The sequence below is a fragment of the bacterium genome (genome assembly GCA_021372775.1).
Taxonomy (GTDB): Bacteria; Acidobacteriota; Polarisedimenticolia; order J045; family J045; genus JAJFTU01.
Window position 1 is genome coordinate 1 of sequence record JAJFTU010000458.1, and the last position, 22791, is coordinate 22791.

The 22791-nt window shown below is 72.0% G+C and carries 29 protein-coding genes; all 29 read left to right on the forward strand.

Annotated features, from left to right (window positions below; translation table 11 throughout):
* The first annotated feature begins 201 nt into the window (after nucleotides 1-201).
* The gene (locus LLG88_15565) at nucleotides 202-915 is read left to right on the forward strand and encodes a hypothetical protein (GenBank protein ID MCE5248326.1); all 714 of its coding nucleotides are present in this window, start codon (nucleotides 202-204) and stop codon (nucleotides 913-915) included.
* 58 nt (nucleotides 916-973) lie between these two features.
* Nucleotides 974-2623: a flagellar hook-basal body complex protein gene (locus LLG88_15570; protein ID MCE5248327.1), complete on the forward strand. Its 1650-nt coding sequence runs from the start codon at nucleotides 974-976 to the stop codon at nucleotides 2621-2623.
* A 240-nt stretch (nucleotides 2624-2863) separates the two neighbouring features.
* On the forward strand, nucleotides 2864-3160 hold the full coding sequence (locus LLG88_15575; protein ID MCE5248328.1) for a FliM/FliN family flagellar motor C-terminal domain-containing protein: 297 nt from the start codon (nucleotides 2864-2866) through the stop codon (nucleotides 3158-3160).
* Nucleotides 3153-3563, forward strand: coding sequence for a flagellar biosynthetic protein FliO (locus LLG88_15580; GenBank protein MCE5248329.1), 411 nt, complete (start codon nucleotides 3153-3155; stop codon nucleotides 3561-3563). Before LLG88_15575 ends, LLG88_15580 begins: the two co-directional genes overlap by 8 nt.
* On the forward strand, nucleotides 3560-4327 hold the full coding sequence (gene fliP / locus LLG88_15585; protein MCE5248330.1) for a flagellar type III secretion system pore protein FliP: 768 nt from the start codon (nucleotides 3560-3562) through the stop codon (nucleotides 4325-4327). Before LLG88_15580 ends, fliP begins: the two co-directional genes overlap by 4 nt.
* 22 nt (nucleotides 4328-4349) lie before the next feature.
* A complete protein-coding gene (locus LLG88_15590; GenBank protein MCE5248331.1) occupies nucleotides 4350-4610 on the forward strand; it encodes a flagellar biosynthetic protein FliQ in 261 nt (86 codons plus the stop codon).
* Between the two features lie 13 nt (nucleotides 4611-4623).
* Entirely contained in the window at nucleotides 4624-5403 is a 780-nt protein-coding gene (locus LLG88_15595) for a flagellar biosynthetic protein FliR (protein ID MCE5248332.1), read from the forward strand.
* A gap of 9 nt (nucleotides 5404-5412) precedes the next feature.
* A complete protein-coding gene (locus LLG88_15600; GenBank protein ID MCE5248333.1) occupies nucleotides 5413-6519 on the forward strand; it encodes an EscU/YscU/HrcU family type III secretion system export apparatus switch protein in 1107 nt (368 codons plus the stop codon).
* Nucleotides 6516-8594, forward strand: coding sequence for a flagellar biosynthesis protein FlhA (gene flhA, locus LLG88_15605; protein MCE5248334.1), 2079 nt, complete (start codon nucleotides 6516-6518; stop codon nucleotides 8592-8594). The genes LLG88_15600 and flhA overlap by 4 nt, the downstream gene beginning before the upstream one ends.
* 1 nt (nucleotide 8595) lies before the next feature.
* A complete protein-coding gene (locus tag LLG88_15610; protein MCE5248335.1) occupies nucleotides 8596-9627 on the forward strand; it encodes a hypothetical protein in 1032 nt (343 codons plus the stop codon).
* Nucleotides 9624-10478, forward strand: coding sequence for a P-loop NTPase (locus tag LLG88_15615; GenBank protein ID MCE5248336.1), 855 nt, complete (start codon nucleotides 9624-9626; stop codon nucleotides 10476-10478). The genes LLG88_15610 and LLG88_15615 overlap by 4 nt, the downstream gene beginning before the upstream one ends.
* The gene (locus LLG88_15620) at nucleotides 10451-11254 is read left to right on the forward strand and encodes a FliA/WhiG family RNA polymerase sigma factor (protein MCE5248337.1); all 804 of its coding nucleotides are present in this window, start codon (nucleotides 10451-10453) and stop codon (nucleotides 11252-11254) included. Before LLG88_15615 ends, LLG88_15620 begins: the two co-directional genes overlap by 28 nt.
* A gap of 26 nt (nucleotides 11255-11280) precedes the next feature.
* The gene (locus tag LLG88_15625) at nucleotides 11281-12222 is read left to right on the forward strand and encodes a FliM/FliN family flagellar motor switch protein (protein MCE5248338.1); all 942 of its coding nucleotides are present in this window, start codon (nucleotides 11281-11283) and stop codon (nucleotides 12220-12222) included.
* 22 nt (nucleotides 12223-12244) lie between these two features.
* Nucleotides 12245-12547 (forward strand): FliM/FliN family flagellar motor C-terminal domain-containing protein, encoded by a 303-nt coding sequence (locus LLG88_15630; protein ID MCE5248339.1) that lies wholly within the window; start codon nucleotides 12245-12247, stop codon nucleotides 12545-12547.
* Nucleotides 12548-12557: 10 nt separating this feature from the next.
* On the forward strand, nucleotides 12558-12887 hold the full coding sequence (locus LLG88_15635) for a hypothetical protein (GenBank protein MCE5248340.1): 330 nt from the start codon (nucleotides 12558-12560) through the stop codon (nucleotides 12885-12887).
* An 11-nt stretch (nucleotides 12888-12898) separates the two neighbouring features.
* Nucleotides 12899-13114 carry a hypothetical protein gene (locus LLG88_15640; GenBank protein MCE5248341.1) on the forward strand — a complete coding sequence of 72 codons (216 nt, stop codon included), beginning with the start codon at nucleotides 12899-12901 and terminating at the stop codon, nucleotides 13112-13114.
* A gap of 148 nt (nucleotides 13115-13262) precedes the next feature.
* Entirely contained in the window at nucleotides 13263-14000 is a 738-nt protein-coding gene (gene flgF / locus LLG88_15645; GenBank protein MCE5248342.1) for a flagellar basal-body rod protein FlgF, read from the forward strand.
* A gap of 25 nt (nucleotides 14001-14025) precedes the next feature.
* A complete protein-coding gene (gene flgG, locus LLG88_15650) occupies nucleotides 14026-14811 on the forward strand; it encodes a flagellar basal-body rod protein FlgG (protein MCE5248343.1) in 786 nt (261 codons plus the stop codon).
* An 8-nt stretch (nucleotides 14812-14819) separates the two neighbouring features.
* Nucleotides 14820-15830 (forward strand): flagellar basal body P-ring formation chaperone FlgA, encoded by a 1011-nt coding sequence (gene flgA, locus LLG88_15655; protein ID MCE5248344.1) that lies wholly within the window; start codon nucleotides 14820-14822, stop codon nucleotides 15828-15830.
* Nucleotides 15827-16537 carry a flagellar basal body L-ring protein FlgH gene (locus tag LLG88_15660; protein ID MCE5248345.1) on the forward strand — a complete coding sequence of 237 codons (711 nt, stop codon included), beginning with the start codon at nucleotides 15827-15829 and terminating at the stop codon, nucleotides 16535-16537. Before flgA ends, LLG88_15660 begins: the two co-directional genes overlap by 4 nt.
* 15 nt (nucleotides 16538-16552) lie before the next feature.
* On the forward strand, nucleotides 16553-17956 hold the full coding sequence (locus LLG88_15665; GenBank protein MCE5248346.1) for a flagellar basal body P-ring protein FlgI: 1404 nt from the start codon (nucleotides 16553-16555) through the stop codon (nucleotides 17954-17956).
* Complete coding sequence (locus LLG88_15670) at nucleotides 17956-18459, forward strand: hypothetical protein (protein ID MCE5248347.1); 504 nt, start codon at nucleotides 17956-17958, stop codon at nucleotides 18457-18459. Before LLG88_15665 ends, LLG88_15670 begins: the two co-directional genes overlap by 1 nt.
* A gap of 35 nt (nucleotides 18460-18494) precedes the next feature.
* Complete coding sequence (gene flgM / locus LLG88_15675) at nucleotides 18495-18800, forward strand: flagellar biosynthesis anti-sigma factor FlgM (protein ID MCE5248348.1); 306 nt, start codon at nucleotides 18495-18497, stop codon at nucleotides 18798-18800.
* Between the two features lie 79 nt (nucleotides 18801-18879).
* The gene (locus LLG88_15680) at nucleotides 18880-19323 is read left to right on the forward strand and encodes a hypothetical protein (protein MCE5248349.1); all 444 of its coding nucleotides are present in this window, start codon (nucleotides 18880-18882) and stop codon (nucleotides 19321-19323) included.
* Between the two features lie 3 nt (nucleotides 19324-19326).
* Nucleotides 19327-20730, forward strand: coding sequence for a flagellar hook-associated protein FlgK (gene flgK / locus LLG88_15685; GenBank protein MCE5248350.1), 1404 nt, complete (start codon nucleotides 19327-19329; stop codon nucleotides 20728-20730).
* A gap of 5 nt (nucleotides 20731-20735) precedes the next feature.
* The gene (flgL, locus tag LLG88_15690) at nucleotides 20736-21611 is read left to right on the forward strand and encodes a flagellar hook-associated protein FlgL (GenBank protein MCE5248351.1); all 876 of its coding nucleotides are present in this window, start codon (nucleotides 20736-20738) and stop codon (nucleotides 21609-21611) included.
* A gap of 20 nt (nucleotides 21612-21631) precedes the next feature.
* Nucleotides 21632-22069, forward strand: a complete 438-nt coding sequence (locus LLG88_15695; protein ID MCE5248352.1) for a flagellar assembly protein FliW — start codon at nucleotides 21632-21634, stop codon at nucleotides 22067-22069.
* Between the two features lie 22 nt (nucleotides 22070-22091).
* Complete coding sequence (gene csrA, locus LLG88_15700; GenBank protein MCE5248353.1) at nucleotides 22092-22346, forward strand: carbon storage regulator CsrA; 255 nt, start codon at nucleotides 22092-22094, stop codon at nucleotides 22344-22346.
* On the forward strand, nucleotides 22343-22791 hold a 449-nt coding region (locus LLG88_15705; GenBank protein ID MCE5248354.1), incomplete at its 3' end, for an HDOD domain-containing protein. The genes csrA and LLG88_15705, both read left to right, overlap by 4 nt.

The following is a 22791-nucleotide window of genomic DNA, read 5'->3' on the forward strand; positions in this document are numbered from 1 at the left end:
CGACGACCCCGCGCCGGAAGCCGCGCGCGTCCTCGCCGCGCCGGCCTCCGCTCTCGGCCGCCTCGACGCCCTCGCCTGAACGGTTCTGCCGCCGCCCGGCAATTTCTGCCGCCCCGCGCCGCGCGGGACCCCCAAACAGCCCCCAGAACGCCCCGTTCCGCTGGCACGCCGCTTGCCTATTGAGTCGGCGTCGGAGGAACGATGAGCACAGCGACGACGCTCGACCCCACGACCTACCGCACGACCGACGAGTACGGGCTCTTCACCCAGTCCAAGGCGAAGTCGAGCAAGGACCTCGGCAAGAACGAGTTCATGACGCTGCTCGTCCAGCAGATGCAGAACCAGGATCCGCTCGAGCCGGTGCAGAACCAGGACTTCATCGCCCAGCTCGCGACCTTCTCCAGCCTCGAGCAGCTCACCGACCTGAACAAGCAGATGACCTCGCTCTCCTCCGGCCAGGATCAGCTGATCAACAGCCAGTCGCTGACGCTGATCGGCCGCGACGTCGTGGCCAACACGGACGGCGCCGTCCGGCTGAACTCGACCGGCGCGGACAAGATCGTCTGCCAGTTCGACAGCGCTCCTTCGTCGGCGCGCGTCCTCGTGCAGGACTCTCACGGCAACACGCTGCGCACGATCAACATGAACGACGCGCACGCCGGGCTCAACACGGTGCAGTGGGACGGCAAGGACGACCACGGCAACGCGCTCGCCGCGGGCGACTACAAGTTCAAGGTCGTGACGTCCGACGGCAGGGGAAACGACAAGGTCGTGGACGGCTACGTCGAGCTGCACGTGGACGGGATTCACATCGGGGCCAACGGCATCGAGGTCGTTTCCGGAGACCGCACCGTCGGCTTCTCCAACGTGATCGAGATTCTCGCGTCGCAGACCGCCGGCGCGACGGGCAACTGAGGATAACGGGACCCCCCACGACGGGATTCGGCCGAGGTTCGGCGCGGAGGATAGGAAAATGTCGTTCAGCTCGTTCTACACCGGTCTCACGGGCCTCAAGGCCCATTCCGTGGCCCTCAACGTGATCGGCAACAACCTCGCCAACGTGGACACCGTCGGCTTCAAGGCCAGCCGCGTCAGCTTCTCCGAGCTCTTCTCCTCGGCGGGCGGCTTCGGGGTCAACGGCGCCGGCGTCCCGCACCAGGTCGGTTCCGGCGTGCAGCTCGGCGCGGTCCAGCAGCTCTTCGCCCAGGGCTCGCTGCAGACCTCCGACGTGACGACCGACATGGCGATCCAGGGGAACGGCTTCTTCGCGCTCAAGACGTCCGACGGCGCGCCGGTCTACAGCCGCTCCGGCAACTTCTCCTTCAACTCCGACGGCTACCTCGTCGATCCGAACGGCTACCGCGTGCAGGGCTACACCAGCCGCAATTCGGCCGGCGACATCGTGGCGACCGGCGACGTGACCGACATCCAGATCCCGACCGGCGTGACCGCGCCGCCGCAGGCGTCGAGCTACTTCCAGGTCAACATGAACCTCAACTCGGCCGCGGCGGTGGACAACCCGCTCACCACCTCGACCAACGAGTCCGAGGTCTTCTCGACCGGCGTCACGGTGTACGACGCGCTCGGCGCCGAGCACAACATGACCATGCTCTTCACGCCGGTGGACACGAACGGCGACGGCCACCTCGACCAGTGGAAGTACGAAGCGCGGATCCCGACCACCGACATCGCGCCCCCGTCCGGCGGCTGGCCGTCGGGCACCGCGGACTACCAGGCGGTCGCCTCCGGGACGGTGAGCTTCGACAGCAACGGACGCCTCTCGTCCCCCAGCGGGAACGTCGAGATCACGATCCCGTCCTACGCGAACGGCGCGGCGGGACAGAGCGTCGAATGGCGGCTGTTCGACCCGAACGCCGCGGAAGTGCCGACCCGCGCGTCGGTCACCGGTTCCGGCGCGATTCCCGCCGGCGGCCTCGCCGCGGCCGAATCGTTGACCGTCACCGTGAACGGCACGGCGACCACGGTCGCGCTCGCCTCCGGCGACACCGCCTCCGACATCGTCTCGAAGATCAACACCGCCCTCGGCGGCTCGGCCGGCGCCTACGCCTTCATCGACGGCGGCAACCGGATCGGGATCGCCAGCAGCTCCTTCGGCCCCGGGCAGAGCCTCTCCGTGACCAGCACCGGCGCGGGGACCGGCCTCAACGGCCTCAGCGGCAGCGGCGGGACCGGCATGCCGACGGTCGTGACCGGCTACGCCTCCTCCTCGGCGGTCAACAACCTCGGCCAGGACGGGTACGGCATGGGCCGCCTGCAGTCGCTGGCCGTGGACACCTCGGGCGTCGTGAGCGGCGTCTTCACCAACGGGCAGACGATCGGCCTGGCGCAGGTGGCCGTGGCCTCGTTCAACGCCCCGGAAGGGCTGCTGCGGCTGGGCAACAACGCCTACCAGGCCTCGATCGGTTCCGGCCCGGCGGCGCTCGGCGCGGCGAACTCCGGCGGCCGCGGCAAGATCGCCTCCCGCTCGCTGGAACTGTCGAACGTGGACATCACCGACGAGTTCACCCAGCTGATCATCACGGAGCGCGGCTACCAGGCGAACAGCCGCGTGATCACCACCACCGACACCGTGATGCAGGAAGCGCTGCGGCTCAAGCAGTAGGCCGCGCGGTCGATAAGCTAGGCAAGCGGCCCCGCGCCGGCGCACGCCGACGCGGGGCCGGCGCCGTCCGCCCCGCGGACGGTGTCAATCCGCTGACGCCCAGTTGGCCGTCAGCCGGCGGCGTCCGCCGTCGCCGCCCCGGCGTCCGAGGCGGCCGATCCTTTAGAATCAACGACTTGGCCGAAGCCTGCCCCGGTCGGCACAAGCCTTGCTTTGAGTCGCCCCGCGAGGAGGCTCGGCATGGCTGGTCCGAACAACGGGAATCCGGACGGCGGAGCGGGCGGCGGCGCGCCGTCGTGGGAGCGGGTGCTGGCCCATGGCCTGCCGCTGACGCTCGCCGCGCGTCTCGCCGCGGGGCGCGCCACGATCGGCTCGCTGCGGACGCTGACCGCCGGCACGGTCCTCCGGCTGGACACGATGGTCGGCGAGCCGTCGCGGCTGACGGTGGACGACGTCGTGCTGGCGACTGGCGAAGTCGTTGACATTCAAGGACATCTGGCGCTCCGCCTGACGCGTCTGGGGCGGGACGATGACTGACGCCGGCGCCGGCCCCGGACTCCTCGACGGGCTGCGCGTCCTCGGCGCGCTGGCCTTCGTCGTCGTGCTGGCCTACCTCCTGGCCCGACTCGCCCGGCGCAGCGGCATGGTCACCGGGGCCAACCGGGCGCTGCGGATCGTCGATCGGATCGCGGTCGCCCGCGGGTCCCAGTTGCTTCTCGTCGAGGCGGACGGCCGGCGGCTCCTGATCGGGGTCGCGGAGAAGTCCGTCAATCTCCTGACGCCCCTCGGGCCGGCCGCGGCCAGCGAAACGGCCGAGGCCGGAGGCGAAGACGAGGCCGAAGAGGCCGACGCCGCCGGGTTCGCGCCCGCCGCGCCGCCGGTCCCGAACACCTTCGCCGCCCGGCTCGCCCGGCGGCTCGTCGCGGGGGGACGCCGGTGACGCTGCGGCGCCTCGTCGTCGTCCTGCTGCTCCTGGCCCTCGCGGCCGGGACCGCCGCGTTCGCCGCGCCGGCCAAGGCCGCGCCGGCGGCGCCCGGGACGACCCTCGAGCTGAAGCTGGCCGACCCTTCGGGCCCCGGCGGCTCGTCGGCGATGCGGATCGTCCTGCTGATGACGATCCTCGCCGTGGCCCCCTCGATCATGCTCCTGATGACCTGCTTCGTGCGGATCATCCTCGCGCTGCACTTCCTGCGGCAGGCGCTCGGCACGCCGCAGATGCCGCCGAACCAGGTCGTCGTCGGCCTCGCCCTCTTCCTCACGTTCTTCGTCATGTCGCCGACGGTGGACCGGATCTACAAGGAAGCGTGGATCCCCTACGAGCAGGGGCAGATGGACATCACGCAGGGGGCGCAGGCGGCGTCCGAGCCGCTCAAGGCGTTCATGTTGAAGAACGTCCGCGAGGCGGACGTCGCGCTGTTCGTGAAGATGGCCAAGATGCCGCGCCCGCACACGGCCCAGGAACTGCCGCTGCGCGTCGTCGTCCCGGCCTTCGTGATCTCCGAGCTGCGGGTCGGCTTCGAGATCGGCTTCCTGCTCTTCCTGCCGTTCCTCGTCGTGGACTTGGTCGTCTCGGCGGTGCTGCTGTCGATGGGCATGATGATGCTCCCGCCGCAGATGGTCTCGTTGCCGTTCAAGTTGCTGCTCTTCGTGCTGGTGGACGGGTGGGGCCTGCTCGCGGGCTCGCTCGTCGCCGGCTTCCGCTGAGAGGGAGGGGTTCGTGGACGAAATGACGGTGGTCACGCTGGGGCGGGAGACGCTGCGCGTCGCCCTGCTCGTCGGCGCGCCGATCCTCCTCGCCGGGGCCGTGATCGGCCTCCTCGTGAGCGTGGTGCAGGTGGCGACGTCGATCCAGGACGTGACCGTGACCTTCATCCCGAAGATTCTCGCCTGCGGCCTCGCGCTGCTCGTCGCGCTCCCCTGGATGCTGCGGCAGCTCGTCGCCTACACGCGGCAGATCTTCCAGCTGATCCAGCAGATCACTCCCTGAAGGGCGGCGGGCGATGGACGCGGCGGTGTTCCAGCTTCCGTGGGCGAACGTGCTGTCGGGCGTCGCGTTGACGATGCGCGCCGTCGGCTTCGTTTTCGTCGCCCCGGTCGTCGGCGCCGAAGGCGTCCCGCCGCAGCTCCGCGGCGCGCTCGCGCTGCTGATCGTCGTCCTGCTCGCCCCGGTCGTGCCGGCGCCCGCCGTCGGCGCGAGCGTCTACTGGCTCTGCGCCAGCGAGTTCTTCGTCGGCTTCGCGCTCGGCTTCGTCAGCCGCCTCGCCTTCGAGGCGCTGCTCTTCGCCGGCTCGACCGCCGGCTACCCGACCGGCCTGGCGATGGCCTCGATGCTCGATCCGTACGGCCAGTCCCAGGTGGCCAACATCGGCATCTTCTACCAGGTCTTCGGCTCGCTGATCTTCCTCGCCATGGGCGGGCACCGGCAGGCGCTCTACGCGCTCGCCCGCTCCTACGAGATCGTTCCCGCCGGCGCGGCGAAGTTCTCCGGACCGTGGCTCCCGAGCCTCGTGACGATGACGGGCCAGGTCTTCTCGATCGGGCTGCGCCTCGCGGCGCCGATCATCGTCGCCGGCATCCTCGTCGACGTCTGCCTGATGCTGATCGCGCGCGCCGTGCCGCAGATGAACATCCTGGTGGTCGGCGCCCCGGTCCGCCTCGGCGTCGGCCTGATCGCCCTCGCCTTCTCGCTCCACGTCTTCGCGCCGCTCGTCGCCGAGTCGATCGACGCGGCCTCCCGCGACGCCGGCCAGTTCCTGAAGGCCCTGGCGGCGCGGGGCTGAGGAGGGGCGATGGCCGGCAAGGACAACCGCACCGAGAAACCGACCCAGAAGCGGATCCGCAAGGCGTACGAAGACGGGAACATCGTCCGCAGCCAGGAAGTCGGACAGGCCCTCTCGCTCGCCGCGTTCATGCTCTGGAGCGGCTTCGCCGGCGGCGCGTTCCTCTACGGCCTGATGAACGTGGTGCGCCGCGGGATCGCCGCGGCGGCCAAGCCGGACGACCCCTCGGCGCTGGTGACCGCCTTCTCCTCGACCATGCTCGCCGGGGCCAAGCTGACCGCGCCGCTCCTCGCCGGCTTCCTGCTCTTCGCCCTCGTCGGCGCCTTCCTGCAGGGGATCCACCCGAAGAAGAACTGGCTGAAGTTCGACCTCAACCGGCTCAACCCGGTGACCGGGCTCGGCCGCTTCGTCTCCGTCGAGAAGCTGCTCACGGCGTTCAAGGCGATCCTCCGCACCGCCCTCTACGCGCTGATCGCGCTGGCGATCGTCATGCCGGAATGGCGGCACGTGGCCGGGATGGCCCTGCTCTCGCCGGCGGCGATCTTCAAGGGCGGCATGGCGATCGTCGGCCGCATCCTCTCCCGCGTCCTGCTGCTCGGCCTCGTCGTCGCCGCGGCCGACTTCGCCCTCGCCCGCCACCGCTGGCAGCGCGGGCTGATGATGACCAAGCAGGAAGTCAAGGACGAGATGAAGGAGAGCGAGAACCCGGAGATCAAGAGCCGGATCCGCGGCAAGCAGCGCGAGATCGCCCGCCGCCGGATGATGGCCGCGGTGCGCACGGCGAACGTCGTGGTGACCAACCCGACCCACGTCGCGGTGGCGCTGCAGTACGACCGGACGAAGATGGCCGCCCCGGTCGTCGTCGCCAAGGGGTTCGACCACATCGCGCAGCGGATCAAGGAAGAGGCGCGCAAGTACAACGTCCCGATCATCGAAGACCCGCCGCTCGCCCGCATGCTGGAGAAGCTCTGCCCGCTCGGCGCCGCCGTTCCCGAGGCGCTCTACCGCGCGGTCGCCGAGGTCCTGGCCTACGTGTTCCGCCGCGGGCGGGGACCGTACCGCCCGCATCCTGAAGTCGAGACCGGCGACGCCGCCGCCGCAGGGGACCGCCCGTGACCGCCGCCGCCCCGACCGCGAACGAAGCGAAGTTCTCGGCCTTCGCCAACCTCGCCATCCCGCTCGGCGTGGTGATGACGATCGCGCTGATCGTCGTGCCGATGCCGACGATCATCCTCGACCTGCTGATCACCGTGGACCTGACGCTGGCGCTGGTCGTCCTCCTCGCCGCGCTCTACATCCCCGGGCCGACGCAGTTCAACTCGTTCCCCTCGCTGCTGCTCCTCGTGACCCTCTTCCGCCTCGCGCTGAACATCGCCGCGACGCGCGCCGTCCTGACCCACGGCGAGGAGGGGACCGCGGCGGCGGGGTCGGTGATCCAGGCGTTCGGACAGTTCGTCGTCGGCGGCTCGTTCGTCGTCGGGATCGTGATCTTCATCATCCTGCTGGTCGTGCAGTTCGTCGTCATCACCCACGGTTCGACGCGCATCTCGGAAGTGATCGCCCGCTTCACCTTGGACGCGATGCCGGGCAAGCAGATGGCGATCGACGCCGACCTCAACGCCGGGCTGATCACCGAGCGCGAGGCGCTGGCCCGCCGCGCGCAGATCCAGCGCGAGGCCGAGTTCTTCGGGGCGATGGACGGCGCCGTCCGCTTCACCCAGCGGGACGCGATCGCCGCGATCATCATCGTGCTCGTCAACATCTGCGGCGGCCTGGCCATCGGCGTGCTGCAGAAGGGGATGAGCCCCGGCGACGCGCTCACGACCTACACCACGCTGACGATCGGCGACGGCCTGATCACCGCGCTCCCCGCGCTGCTCGTCGCGGTCGCGGGCGGCATCATCACCACCCGCGCGGCGCAGCAGCAGCCGCTGGGCGAGGCGGTCTTCGGGCAATTGCTGATCTCCGCCCGCCCGCTCAAGATCGCCGCCGGCACGCTCCTCGCGCTGGCCATCGTCCCCGGCATGCCGAAGATCGCCTTCATCGCGCTCGCCGCGGCGCTCTTCGGCGGGGCGCGCGTCGCCGCCGCCCGCGAGGCCGAGGCCGCCGAGGCCGCGACCGTCGCCGCGGACACCGCCGCCGCGCCGCCGGCGCAGTCGCTCGAGGACGAAGTGGAGCCGCTGCTCGGCGTCGATCCGCTCTGCGTCGAAGTCGGCTACGACCTGATCCCGGCCGTCGGCGCCGACCGCGCGGGCGGGATCCTCGACAAGATCAAGGGGCTGCGGCGCCAGATCGCCGGCGAGATGGGGTTCGTCCTCCCGCCGGTGCGCGTCCGCGACAACCTGCAGCTCTCCCCGAACCAGTACGTGGTGCTGCTGCGCGGCGTGAAGATCGCCGGCGGCAAGATGGCGCGCAACCGACTGCTCGCGCTCGACGCCGGCGCGGTGCGCCCTCTCGAAGGGGAGAAGACGCGCGACCCGGCGTTCGGCCTCCCCGCGGTCTGGATCGATCCGTCGCGCGCCGACGAGGCCCGCGCCTCCGGCTACACCGTGGTGGACCCGCCGTCGGTGCTCTCCACGCACCTGATGGAAGTGATCAACCGCAACGCCGCGGAGCTGCTCGGACGCGAGGACGTGGCGCGGCTGGTGGACCACCTGCAGAAGACGCATCCCAAGGCCGTGTCGGAGCTGATCCCGGAACGGCTGACGATCGGCGAGCTGCAGCGCGTGCTGCAGGGGCTGCTCCGCGAGGGCGTGCCGATCCGCGACCTGCCGCTGATCGTCGAGACGCTGGCCGACGCCGCGACGACGACCCGCGACACGCAGCTGCTCGTCGAGGCCGCGCGCCGCGGTCTCGCCCGGACGATCTGCACGGCGCTCGAGGACGAACGCGGCCAGCTCAACGCGATCGCGCTCGGCGCCGACCTCGAGGCGGAACTGACCCGCGCGTTCGTGCCCGACGGGCCGGACGGCGGCGCGGAAGGAATTTCCCCGAACCGGGCGCGCGAGATCGTCTCGCGGCTCGGCACGGCGGTGGGCGGCGTCGGCGGGACCGGATCGATCGTCGTCAATCCGCGGCTGCGGCCGTACCTGGCGACGTTGCTCCGCAACCAGCTGCCCCACACGCCGGTGCTTTCAACGCTCGAAATTCCCCCGGACGTGACCCTCCGGGCCGTGGCGACGGTGTCCTGAGATGCTGGTCAAGACGTATCGCGCCAAGACCACTTCCGAGGCGCTCGCGCTGGTGCGCGGCGAACTCGGCGAACGGGCGTGCATCGTCGAGACGCGCCGCGTCTCCGACGGGGTCGAGGTCGTCGCCGCGGCGGAACGGCCGGGCGCGCGGATCACCGCGCCCCGCGCCCACGCCGCCGCGGCCGCCTACGTTCCCCAGCCGGCGGCGACCGCCCTCGACCCGGCCGCCGAGCGCCTGCGCGACGACCTGCTCGGCCACGGCTTCTCCGCCGTGCTCGCCGAGCGGATCGCCGCGGCCGCGTCCGCCAACCTCGACCCCGAGCGGCTCGCCGACCGCGGCGCCGCGCTCGCCTACGCGCGGGACCTCGTCGCGCTCTGGATCCCCTCCGGCCAGCCGGCGCCGATCAAGGGCACGCGGGTCCTCGTCGTCGTCGGCTCCCCCGGGGTGGGGAAGACGACGACGATCGCCAAGCTCGCCGCGCGCGAGATCACGATCGAAGGGCGCAAGGTCGTGCTGGCCTCGGCCGACGACCGGCGCCTCGGCGGCGCGGAGCAGATCGAGGCCTACGCGCGCGTCTTCGGCGTGCCGTTCAAGCTCGTGCGCGACCGCCGCGACCTCGACTCGGCGCGCGACCTCGCCGGCTCGAAGGGAACGCTCTTCGTGGACACCCCCGGCGTCGCCCGCGGCGACCTCGCCGGCATGGAGCGGCTCGCCCAGCTTCTCGCCGGCGTGCGCCGCGACGAGATCGAGCTGCTGCTCGCCGCCGACCGCGACGCCGAGGCGCTCGCCGACACCGTGAAGCGCTTCGCCGCGCTCCGCGCCGGCGCGCTCGGCGCGACCCGCGCCGACGAGGCGCTGCGTCCCGGCGCGCTCCTCACCGCGCTGACCCGCGCCGGTCTGCCGGTCCGCCACGTCTGCGGCGGCCCGAACGTTCCCGAAGACATCGAGATGGCCGATTCGCGCCGGCTCGCCGCTTGGGCGGTTCCGGCGCCGGGCGTGCCGCCGACCCTCGTCGGCGTGGAGGCTCAATGAGCACCGACGATCTGGCCGCACGGACGCGGCCGAAGCCGTCCCGCGCGCTGACCGTCGCGGTCGGCTCGGGGAAGGGCGGCGTCGGCAAGACGACGCTCGTCGCCAACTTGGCGATCGCCCTCGCCCGGCTCGGCCTGAAGGTCACGGTGGTGGACGGCGACATGGGGCTCGCGAACCTCGACGTCCTGCTGGGACTCGTGCCGCGGCGCACCCTCGAGCACTTCTTCCGCGAGGGGCTGCCGCTCGAGGACCTGGCGGTGGACGGGCCGCTCGGCGTGCGCGTGATCCCGGCCGGCTCGGGGCTGCCCGAACTGACGCAGCTCTCGATGGACGAGCTGATCCAGTTCGTGCGCGGGCTGCAGCCGCTGCGCGAGACGAGCGACGTGCTGATCTTCGACACCGCGGCCGGCATCGCCGAGTCGTCGTCGCGCCTCTGGCTGCTCGCCGAGCGCTTCCTGCTCGTGACGTGGCCGGAGCCGACCGCGCTCGTGGACGCCTACGCCGCGCTCAAGGTGCTGCGGCGGCGCGGCCCCCAGCAGCAGGTGGGGCTGGTCGTCAACGGCGCGCGGGACGCGGACGAGGCGAAGCGGGTCCACCGCCGCCTCGACGCCGCGGCGCAGCAGTTCCTCGGACAAGGGATCCAACTCGACGGGTACGTGGTGCGGGACGAGGCGGTGGCGGAAGCGGCGCGGCGCCAGAAGGCGGTCGTGCTGGCCCAGCCGCTGGCCCCGGCCAGCCGCTGCGTGGAACGTTTGGCACTTCACCTCGCGGCCCTCGCCGGCGGGCGGTTGCGCGGAGCGGGCGAGCAACAATGGGAAAACGCATGCACACCAGCCGAACTGTCGCACTGAAGCGCGGCGCCGCTTCCGAGACCCCGCTCGTCGATCCGACCGTCGAGTGGACGCCCGAGGCGCGCACCGCCGGTTCGCCGGCGCGCGAGCGCCTGCTGCTGGCCCACGCGCCGCTGGTCAAGTACCTCGCGCACCGGATCGGCGGACGCCTCGCCGGGCCGATCGACTTCGACGACCTCGTCGGCGACGGCCTGCTCGGGTTGATGGAGGCGGTGGACCGCTTCGATCCTTCGCACAACGTCCGCTTCAAGACGTACGCCGAGTCGCGGATCCGCGGCGCGATCCTCGACGGCGTGCGGGCGCGCGACTGGGCGCCCCGCTCGCTGCGGCGCGCGGCGCGCAAGCTCGAGTCGGCGATCTCGGCGGTGGAGAAGCAGTCCCGCCGCACGGCGACCGACGAAGAGGTCGCCGAGGAGCTGCAGATCTCGCTTCCCGAGCTGCAGGACCTCTACGTCCAGGCGCGCGGCGTGCGCCTCGGCGCGCTGCCCGGCGCCGACGAGGAAGGGCGCGACCCCGCCGACCCGCGGATGGATCCGCTGGGACAGATGGAGGAGTCGGAGCAGCGCCGCGTGCTCGGCGAGGAAATCGGCCGCCTGCCCGAGCGGGAAAAGATGGTCCTCAGCCTCTACTACGAGCGCGGCCTGACGCTCAAGGAAATCGGCGCGGTGCTCGACGTCACCGAGTCGCGCGCCTGCCAACTGCACACCCGCGCGATCGCGCGGCTCCGCTCGCGGGTCGCGGCGCGTCTCGGCGCGCCGGAGACCGACGAGCAGTGACCGCGGCGTAGCGGAGGGAACGAGCGATGAGCCGGCTACTTTCCCAGGAAGAGGTCGACGCGCTGCTCGCGTCGTTCGAGCCCGAGCAGGAACAGCAAGGGCTGAGCGCCGAGCTGCCGTTCGACCTGCGCGCCCCGCTGCTCCTCGCCGGGGAGCGGCTGGCGCTGGTGCAGGCGGCGTGCGAGAAGATCGCCTCGACCTTCGCCGACTCGATCACGCTGCTGCTCGTCGCCGAGCGCCCGGTGCGCGGCGTCTTCACCGGCCTCGTGCAGCAGCCGGCGACGACGGTCCTCGGCACGCTCGCCCCCGGCGAGCCGCTCGGCCTGCTCGTGGACGAGCACGGCGAGCCGGTCGGCGGCGTCTCGATCCACCCCGAGCTCGCGCTGGCGCTCGTCGATCGCCTGCAGGGGGGCGAGGGATACGCGCAGGAAGGTCCGCGGCCGCTCTCGCCGGTCGAGTCGCGCCTCTTCGAAGGGGTGCTCGACAAGCTGATCCGCTTCCTCGACCGCGAGACGCCGCTTTCGCCGCTGAAGACCGGCGGCCTCGACTCCGATCCGATCTTCGGCCGCCTCGCCAGCCGCGGCGGCACGCTCGCCACGGCGCAGTTCCGGCTGACGACGCCGGTCGGCGACGCGGTCTGCCGGCTCCTGATGACGCCGGTGCTGACGAACCGCCTCGTCGCCGAGTCGCCGACGCGCCGCGAGGACGCGGTGCCGCCGGAGCTCGTCGCGGCGCTCGGAGACGCGCCGGTCGTCGTCGAGCCGGTGATCAACGGCGCGAGCCTCTCCGTCGCCGACCTCGAGCGGCTGCGCCCCGGGCACGTGATCCAGCTCGACGTGCGCGAGAACGAGCCGCTCGGACTGCGGTTCAACGGCCAGCTGCTGGCCCACGGCGGGCTGCGCCGCGCCGGCGACCAGCGGGCGTTCGAATTGCTCGACTTCAACCCCGAACGGCGCACCGGCGCCTGAACGCCCGGCGGCGGAGGAAACGATGAACGACGAATTCGGCGGCGCGGGACTCGACTTCGGGACGGAGCAAGCGGCGCCCGTCTCCGAGACCGTCCTCGACGAACTGGAACTTCCGGTCGAAGTGCGCCTCGGGCGGCTCGTCTGGAACTTGGGACGCGTGCTCGAGCTGCGCGTCGGCGACGCCGTGCCGGTCGGCCCCGACGGCGACGACACGGTGACGCTCTACGTGCAGGGCCGTCCGTACGCCCTCGGCGACCTCGTCGTCGTCGAAGGGCGGTTCGCGTTCCGCGTCCGCGAGATTTGCTCGCCCGCCGAACGCGCCTGAGGAGGCGACGATGGACCGCACGCTGATCCTGATGCAGCTCGCATTCAACGTGCTGATGTTCGCCGCGCTCGCCGCGCTGGCCTGGCGCTCGCGCGGCGCCGCGCCGCGCAAGGCGCGCGTCGAGCGCGCCCGTCCGCGTCCCGACGAGCAGGTCGCCGCGTTCCAGCGCGCCGCGGCCGCCGCGGGCGCCGGACGTCCGGTCGCCGCGCCGAACGAGGCGCCGGCGCCGAGCGCGGGGCTCGACGACCTGATCGAGCGCGCCGAGCGGCGCGAGCTCGCCGCCGAGGCGGCGCTGCGCGGCCGGCTGGCGCGGTTCCGCGGCGAATCGGCCGAGAACTGAGCGGCGCCGCAGTGCTTCCCGCGCTCAAGGTCGGCGGCGTCTACCGCGCCCGCGTCGAGGCGTTGATGGCCGACGGCCGCGTGCGCCTGTCGCTCGACGGGATGCGCGTGGACGCGCGCTGCGAGGCGGGGCTCGCCGAAGGGACGCTGGTCGAGGTGGAAGTGGATCGGCTCTGGCCGGACGTCGTGCTGCGCGTGCGGCGCGCGGCGCCGGCGGCGGCGCGCTGACGGCAAGCGCTGCCGCCGGACCCGGCAAATTTTGCCGGGTCGCGGCGCGGCGCGGCCGGCGGCGATCGTCGGACGGACGGCGGTTTTCGGAACGGATTTTGCATCGAACGAGGCGAGGGCCGGGCGGCCCCGAAAGCGAGGACGAGCGATGTTCCCCCAGCTCTACACGGCGGCGTCGGGCATGGTCGCGGGCGAGCGCACGCTCGAGCTCGTGTCGAACAACTTGGCCAACGCGGACACGCCGGGCTTCAAGGCGGACCGCGCCCTCTTCGAGACGTACCTCAGCGACGCGGCGCGCCGCGACGTCCCGGGCGGCAATCCGGCCGCGCCGCGCGGCGTGACGGTCGCTTCCTCGTGGCGTCCCGAGGAGCAAGGCTCGCTGCGCGAGACGCAGAGCCCGCTCGACCTCGCCCTCACCGGCCCCGGCTGGTTCCGCGTCGAGACGCCGCAGGGGGAGCGCCTGACGCGCGACGGCTCGTTCACGCGCGGCGCCGACGGGAAGCTCTCCACGACCAACGGGCTGCACGTCCTCGACGCCAACGGCAAGCCGATCGCGCTTCCCGATGGACAGATCTCCGTCGCCCCCGACGGAACGGTGACGGTGGACGACGCGGCGATCGGCCGGCTCGGCATCGCCTCGGCGACCGCGCAGAGCCTCGTCCGCGAAGGCGAGACCCTCTGGCGCGCCGACGAGCCGCTCAAGGCCCAGGACATGAAGGGGACGCAGGTCCGCCAAGGGTACGTGGAGCAGTCGAGCGTCAACGTGGTCGGCGAACTGGCTTCGCTGATCCAGGTCCAGCGCAACTACGAGATGCACCAGAAGCTGCTCGACGTCACGGCCAACACCGTGGCCAAGAAGGCGATCGAGCTCGGAGAGCCGCGCTGAGGCGCGGGGAAAAGGGAGCCCCACGATGCAACGCGCCCTCTGGACCGCCGCCGCCGGCATGGCCGCGCAGCAAACGAACCTCGACGTGATCTCCAACAACCTCGCCAACGTCAACACGACGGGGTTCAAGCGGAGCCGCGCCGAGTTCCAGGACCTGCTCTACCAGACGATCAACGCCCCCGGCACCGCCTCGAGCGCCTCGACGAACCTGCCGGTCGGCGTCGAGATCGGCCTCGGCACGAAGACCGCCGCGACGAAGCGGATCTTCTCGCAGGGCGACTTCAAGCCGACCGAGAACCCGCTCGACCTCGTCGTCGAAGGGGACGGCTTCTTCAAGGTCACGCGTCCCGACGGGACGCTGGCCTACACGCGCGACGGCTCGTTCACCACGAACGAGTCGGGGAACATCGTCAACAGCCTCGGCTACCTGCTCGATCCGCCGGTCGTCATCCCCTCCGACGCCAAGGCGATCACCATCGGCAAGGACGGCACGGTGTCGGTGCGGCTCGCCGACGACACGATCAGCCAGATCGGGAACATCGAGATCGCCCACTTCATCAATCCGTCCGGCCTGCAGGCGCTCGGCGACAACCTCTTCGTGCCGACGCAGTCGAGCGGCGACCCGGTCCTCGGCACGCCGGGCACGGAAGGGCTGGGCACGATCGGGCAGGGGTACCTCGAGACCTCGAACGTGCAGGTCGTGACCGAGCTGGTGGACATGATCACCGCGCAGCGCGCCTACGAGCTGAACTCGCGCGCCGTGCGCGCCTCCGACGAAATGCTGCAGCAGATCGCGCAGCTGGTGCGCTGAGCCGCCTCGTGCGCCGCCTCGTCCGCGCCGTCCTGGTCTCCCTCGCCGCGCTCGCCGCGGCGGGGGCGGCGCGCGCCGCGGACTGGCCGAGCCTCGTCGTCTCCCTGCGTCCCTCGGCCTCCGCGCCGGCGGGCGCGCCGCTGCGGCTCGCCGACGTCGCCGAACTCTCCGGCCCCGACGCGGAGCGCGCCGGCGCGGTCGAGGTCGGGCGCGCCCCCGCGCCGGGACGCGGCGCGACGCTCGGCGCCGACGCCGTCCGCCGCCGCCTCGCGCAGTCCGGCTGGGCCGTCGAGGCGACGACGTTCGAGGGAGCGCCGGCGGTCGCGCTGACCGGCGATGCGCAGCCGATCGACGCCGCCGCGGCGCGCAACGCCGTGCTCGCGTTGCTGCCGCCCGATTCGTCGCGCGGCGCGGCGCGCCTCGTCGACTTCGCCGTTCCCGACCGCGCGCTCGTCCCCGCGGGCCAGTGCGCGTACGAAGCGCGGAAGCCGGGCGGCGGCCTGCGTCCCGGCGAATCGTCGATCCCCGTCGTCGTCCGCTGCGGCGGCGCGGAGATGGTCGTCGCCGCGCGGGCCAAGTTCGTCGTGGACGCCGTCGTCGTCGTCGCGACGCGCGACGTGGAGAAGGGCGCCGCGGTGCGCGACGGCGACCTCAAGCTCGAGACGCGGGAACTCGCGGCGCGCGACCGCTGGCTGCGCGACCTTCCCGCCCCCGAAGGACTCGTCGCCAGGGCGGCCCTGCGCGCCGGGCAGCCGGTGCCGACCGGCGCCGTCGCCCGCGCGTCCGCCGTCGAGCCCGGCCAGTCGGTGCGCGCCGACGTCCAGAGCGGCGGCGTGCTGCTGTCGCTGAGCACCGTGGCCCGCGGCCGCGGCGAGGTCGGCGCGATCATCCCCGTCACCGGCTTCGACGGCCACCGCGTCGTCCGCGCGCGCGTCGTCGCGCCGGGGCGCGTGGCCCTCCTCGGATCGGACCCGCTGGAAAGCGTCGTCGCGCCGCGCGGCGCGGAGGACCGTCCATGAAGCGTCTCCCCCTCGTCCTCGCCGTCGCCTTCGCGCTCGCCGCGCCCGGCTGCGCGATGCTCAAGTCGCAGCCGAAGCTCGCCCCCGGCGCCTATCCCGGGCCGCTGCCGCAGCTCCCGCCGACGGAAGCCTCGGGACACGTTTCCGAGGGCTCGCTCTACGCCGAAGGGACCGCCTCGGAACTGGTCGGCGACTTCCGCGCCCGCCACGTCGGCGACGTGCTGATCATCAAGGTCAGCGAGAGCGCGGTCGGCTCGACCACCGCCGACAGCGCGATCGACAAGGCCTCGGCGTCGAAGCTCAAGGCGCCGACGCCGCTCGGCTACGCCGGAAAACTCGCCGGGCAGATCGGCTCCGACTTCGACCCCGCGAACGCCTACGACGTCTCCAATTCGCAGACCTTCTCCGGCAAGGGCTCGACGACGCGCCAGAACACGCTGAACGCGCGGATCGCGGTGCGCGTGATGGCCGTCGGCCAGAACGGGCTGCTGCTCGTCGCCGGGACCAAGCAGGTCGCGGTCAACCAGGAGAGGCAGAACCTGACGCTGGCGGGGATCGTGCGCCCCGAGGACGTCGCCTCCGACAACACGATTCCTTCCTCCGCCGTCTCCGACTTGGTCATCAACTACGGCGGCAAGGGGGACCTCAACGACGTCACCAAGCAGGGCTGGTTCACCAAGTTGCTGCACAAGATCTGGCCGTTCTGAGCGGGGAGACGATCGATGAACGCACGCTTCGCCGTTCCCGTCCTCGCCGCGCTGCTCGCCGCCGCGTGGGCCGCGCCGATCGCGGCCGCGCAGGCCGCGGCTCAGGCGCCGCGTCCGGCAGCGCCGCAGGGCGCGCCGCAGAACGCCGCGCAGGTCGCCGCGCAGGCCGCCGCGCCGCAGAACGCCGCGCCGGCCGCGCGCCCGCCGCAGCAGCCGGCGCCGACGGTCGTCCTCCAGAACGTGCCGCAGACCGCGCCCGACGCCGCGACCCAAGGGGCGGCTCCGCCCGCGCCGCAGAGCAGCGTCCAGATCACGCAGCCGCCCGCGGCCGCGGCCGGCCCGGTCTACATCGCGCCGCATCCCGAGGACGGGCGCCCGCAGGTTCCGCTGCGCGAGCTGGCCCAGGTCCGCGGCGTGCGCGAGAACCAGCTCGTCGGCTACGGCCTCGTCGTCGGCCTCGCCGGAACCGGCGACGGCACGCAGGCCAAGTTCACCATCCAGAGCCTCGCCAACGCCCTGCAGCGGCTCGGCGTCGTCGTTCCCGCCTCGCAGATCCGCGTCCGCAACGCGGCGGCGGTGATGGTCACGGCCAACCTGCCGGCCTTCTCCCAGCCCGGCACGCGGATCGACATCAACGTCGCCTCGGTCGGCGACGCCAAGTCGCTCACCGGCGGCACGCTGCTGATGACCCCGCTCAAGGCCCCCGACGGCCGCGTCTTCGCCGTCGCGCAGGGACCGATCAGCCTCGGCGGCTCGTTCAGCCTCGGCGGGGCGGCGGCGACCGCGCAGAAGAACCATCCCACGACCGGGACGATCCCCGGCGGGGCGCTCGTCGAACGGGCCGCGGGGATCGACCTCGCCGGCCGCTCCAGCTTCGACCTCGAGCTGCGCCGCCCGGACTTCGCCACCGCGCTGAAGATCGAGAAGGCGCTGATCCGCGCCTTCGACCGCGACGCGGCCCACGCGATCGACGCCGGCACCGTCCGGGTGATGATCCCCGAGACGCTGCGCGACCGGCCGGTCGAGTTCCTCGCCGTGGCCCTCGACCTCCCGGTCCAGCCGGACGCCCCGGCGCGGGTGGTCCTCAACGAGCGGACCGGGACGATCGTCCTCGGCGGCGACGTCCGGATCTCGCGCGTCTCGGTGACCCACGGGAATTTGACGATCGCCGTCAAGGAGCAGCCGATCGTCTCGCAGCCGGCCCCCTTCGCGCCGGGCGGCGAGACGACGACCGTGCCGCGGACGAGCCTCGAAGCGACGGAAGATCCGGGGAAGACCCTTTCCGCGGCCGACGGCGTGCGCGTCGAGGACCTCGTGAACGCGCTGAACAAGATGGGCGTGACGCCGCGGGACATGATCGCGATCTTCGAGGCGATCCGGGCCGCCGGCGCGCTGCACGCCGAGCTGGTGGTGATCTGATGGCCGGCCCCTCGCTTTCGTTCGACCGCGTCGGCCCGGTTCTTGCAAAGGGTGTTGAGCGCCCGGCGGCGGGGACGGCCCGCCGCGGGGACGCCAAGGGCCAAGCGGAACTCCGCAAGGCGGCGGCCGGGCTCGAGGAAGTGCTGATCAAGCAGACCCTCGAGACGATGGCCAAGGCCCAGTTGGAGAACGGCGGGTTCTTCGGCCAGGGATCGGCCGCAGGAACCGAGGAGACCCAGTTCGAGATGCTGCTTTCCCGCGCGCTCGCCGAGAAGACCCCGCTGGGGCTGGCGGACCAGTTGGCCGACCAACTGGCCGGCCGGCAGGGGCTCGACGCGGCGCGGCAGGCGGCTTCGGGAAACCTCGCGGTTCTTGCCGCCGCCCAAGGGGCCGCCGGCGGAAACGCGAAAGATTTCACCCCGGATCCTCAAGTTCGACGCGCCGCGTCCGATGAGCATGGCGGAGTCTCACGGACTGGGCGGCGCACCGGACCCCAAAGGTAGGCCGGGCCGGACCCGAGTCCTGGAGGACGAGGCACATGAAGATCCAAAACAATTCGGACCCGGCAGCCCGGCTGCGGAGCGTCCTCGACCGACTCGACTCGACCGAACGGTCGAGCCGGACGCGCCAGGACTCCTCGACTGCCGTCTCGGGGGGGCAGGACCAGATCCAGTTGTCGGCGCGGGCGCGCGAGATGCAGAGCGTGCGCGACGCGATCGCCAACAGCCCCGACGTGCGGCAGAGCGTGGTGGACAAGCTGCGCGACGAAATCGGCAGCGGACGGTACCGGATCGACGGGACCCGGGTCGCCGACGGAATGCTCCAAGAAGAAGTTTTGATGTAACTCCGCCCAGAACGGCCGCAGGGCCGCGCGCCGCGAGGCGCGGACGCGACCTGTGCGCCCTCGAGCGGAGGATCGTTTCTTGAGTCCCGACCAAGCCCGCACCGCCGCAGCGTTGGCCGATCTTCTGCAGGCCGAAGCGGCGCTCTTCGACGAGCTGTCGGACCTCTCCGGCACGCAGCGTCGCGCCCTGGCCAGGGCGGCGGAAGCCGAACTGGCGCAGGCCGCGTCGCGCGCCGAGACCCTCGCCACCCGCTTCCGGCTGCTCGAGGAGGAGCGGGGGCGGATCGAATCGTTCGTTCCCGAAGGCGAACGGCGCGTGGCCGAGGCCCGCGTCGCGCTCGCCCGCGCCTTGGGCCGCCTGCTGCGCGAGACGGCCGTCTCGGGCGCGGTCCTTGAACGTCTCGGCGACACGGTGGCGGCCCGCCAGGCGGCGGTCGGCGGCCTGCTCGCCTCCACCTACCGGCCCGACGGCCGCGGCGCCTCGCGCCGCCCCGCCGGCGCCCGCCTTTCCGCGGAGGGCTGAGCCGTGGGCGTCTTCGACTACATCTCCATCAGCCGGACGGCCCTGGGCGCGTTTCGCCAAGGGATGAACATCGCCGGCTACAACGTGGCCAACGCCAACACCGAGGGGTACTCGCGGCGGGTCATGCAGCTCGGCCCGACGCAGACCGTCGAGGTGCGGAACGGCATCATCGGCACCGGCGTGGACGTCACCGGGGTCAAGCGGCAGCGCGACGCCTTCCTCGACTTCGCCACCCGGCGCGAGCTGGGGCGGATGGGGACCGACAAGAGCCGCGAGGAGATCCTGAGCGCGCTCGAGCCGGTGCTCGGCGGCACCGACAGCGCGGGGCTGACCACCGCGCTGACGTCGTTCTTCGATTCGTTCGAAACGCTCTCCGTGCAGCCCGACTCGCCGTCGTCCCGCGCCAACGTCGTCGCGCAGGCGGACAACCTCGCCTCGACGCTCAACCGCGTCGACGCGCAGTTCGACGAGGCGCAGCGGAACGCCGACTCCCGCGTGGTGGCCACGCTGGACCGCGTGAACGCCATCCTGGTCCAGGTCCGCCAGATCAACCTCGACATCACCTCCCAGGAGGCGGGGGGCGCCGAGGCCTCCGATCTGCGGGACCAGCGCGACAAGCTGCTCGACGAGCTGTCCCAGAAGGTCCCGGTGCGGATCGTCGAGGCGAACAACGGCCAGACGAGCGTCTTCCTCGACAGCACGGGCGACCCGCTGCTCGCCGGCGTCTCGATGCGCCAACTGCAGGCGGTCAAGACCGCGGACGGCTTCACGCACGTCTCGATCGACCGCGGCGGCGAGATCACCGACATCTCCGGCGCCCTCGGCGGCGGCGAACTGGGCGGCTACCTGGAGGCGCGGGACACGGACATCGCGTCGTACCGGACGCAGCTCGACACGCTGGCGAGCGTGATCGCCAATCAGTTCAACACCGTGCAGAAGGCGGGGTTCGACCACGCGGGGAACGCCGGCGTCGCGATGTTCGTGCCCGATCCGCCCGGCGCGCACGAGGCGGCGGCGATCCGGATCAACTCCGCGGTCTCGGCGGACCCGAACCTGGTCGCCGCCTCGAGCGCCGCCGGCGAGGCGGGGAACAACTCCAACGCCCTGGCGTTCGTCGCGCTGCGCACGCGGACGCTGGCGTCGCTGGGCGACCAGACGATCAACGGCTACGCGGCGGGCGTGATCGCCGGCGTCGGCACCGACGTCAAGTCGGTCTCGGCCGGGCTCGAGGCGAGCCAGACGATCGTCGACTCGCTCGACCAGCAGCGGTCGGCGATTTCTGGCGTCAGCCTCGACGAAGAGGCCGCCGACCTCGTCCGCTGGCAGCAGGCCTTCCAGGCGTCGGCAAGGTTCTTGCAAATGTCGAATCAGATGATCGACGAAGTCCTGAACGATCTCGCGAGGTAACGGCGATGCGCGTCAGCCAGATGTTCAGCCAGCAGGTCTACCTGAGGACGCTCAAGCAGACGAAGAGCGATCTCGACGCGACGCTGGCCCAGCTGTCGTCGGGGAAGCGGGTGCAGTACGCCTCCGACGATCCGGAAGCGGCGAAGGAGCTGCTCCAGCTCGCCGACGAGACGCAGCAGCTGACGCTGCGCAAGAACGGGATCTCGCAGGCCCGGCCGTGGCTCCAGAACACGGAACAGGCGCTGACCAATCTCAGCACGACGCTGCAGAGCGCCCTCACCTACGGCCTGCAGGGCTCCTCCTCCACGATGCAGCAGGCCGAACGAGACGCGCTGGCGGAGCAGATCGCCGGTCTGCGCTCCCAGGTGAACGGACTGACCAACCTGCAGGTCGCCGGCCACTACATCTTCTCGGGAACCCTGACCGACACGGCGCCGTACGACGCCGCCGGCGTCTATCAGGGAAACGAGACGCAGATCCAGATCCCCGTGGACGACGGCACCACGCCGATCAACCTTCCCGGCGACCAGGTTTTCGGCAATTCGTCGTCCGGCCCGCTCAAGCTGCTCGGCGACCTGGAGACGGCGCTCCGCAGCGGGACCGCCGCCGACGTGCAGGGACTGCTCGACCCGCTGCGCGCCGCGATCTCGAAGAACGCCGCCACGCTGGCCCGGGTCGGCAACTACCGCAAGCAGCTCGAGGACGCGGACGCCCGCATCGACGACCGGATGCTCGAGGTGAAGAGCCGCGCCAACGACATCGGATCGGCGGACATGGCGCAGACGGTGTCCGACGTGGCGAAGTACACTCAGGGGCACGAGGCGACGCTGGCCGCCGGCGCCCGCCTCTACGGCTCGACGTTCTTCGACTATCTCTCCTAGGCTCTGATAGGATGATCGCCGTGACTGGATCCGCCGAACAGGCTCCCCGCACCTCGCCCGGTCCCGAGGCGGCGGCGACGACCGTCGTCCGCTTCCCGGAGGGCGTGCCCGGCTTCGAACAGGTGCGCGCCTTCCAGCTGCTCGAGAACCCGGAGGCGCGGCCGTTCTTCTGGCTGCAGGCCGCGGACCAGGACCAGCCGCGGCTCCTCGTCGTCGATCCGCGCGCCTTCGCCGACGACTATCGGCCGAACTTCACGCGGCACGAGCTGGCCCGGGTCGGGCTCGGCCCCGCCGACGACAAGATCCTCCTCGTCGTCGTGACGCTCCGGCCCGAGGGGCCGACCGCCAACCTCCGCGCCCCGATCGTCGTCAACGCCGTGAAGATGGTCGGCGCCCAGATCATCCTCGAAGAGAGCCATTGGCCGCTTCGCCGTCCGCTGTTCGCGGCGGGCGCGTGACGGCGGGGACAGGGAGGTCCCGATGCTGGTGCTGAGCCGGAAGATCGGACAGTCGTTGATCATCGGCAACGACGTCGTCGTGCGCCTCCTCGAGATCCGCGGCCAGCAGGTGCGGCTGGGAGTCGAGGCGCCGGCCGACGTCTCCGTGGTCCGCGAGGAGCTGCACCGCGTGGTCGCGGCGGCCAACCAGGAAGCCGCGCAGCCGGACGACGGCGCCCTCGCCGCTTTGGCCGCGACCTTGCGCGGCGCGCAGGGAGGGAAGGGAGTCGAGCCTTGAGCGCCGTCGCCCTCGACCTGCTCGACGTCGTCCGCAAGGTCGGCGCCCTGCCGCCGATGCCGCGCGCCGCGGCGCGCGCGCTCGAACTGCTCGACGATCCCGACGCGCCCGCCGAGCGCCTCGGGAAGATCATCGAGACCGATCCTTCGCTGGCCGCGGCGGTGCTGCGGCTCGTCAACTCCGCCTTCTTCGCCCTGCCGCAGCCGGTGGCGTCGATTCCCCGCGCCGTCGTGATGATCGGCTTCGCGCGGCTGCGCACCCTGATCCTCGCCACGTTGACCGCCGGCCTGCGCGACCTCGTGCCGCCGAGCGCCGCCGACGCGCGCGACCGGGTCTGGGAGCACTCGATTTCCTCGGCCCTCGCCGCGCGGAGCCTCGCCGTCGAGTTCGGCTTCGGCTGGGGCGAGGAGGCGTTCGCGGCCGGGCTGCTGCACGACTGCGGCCG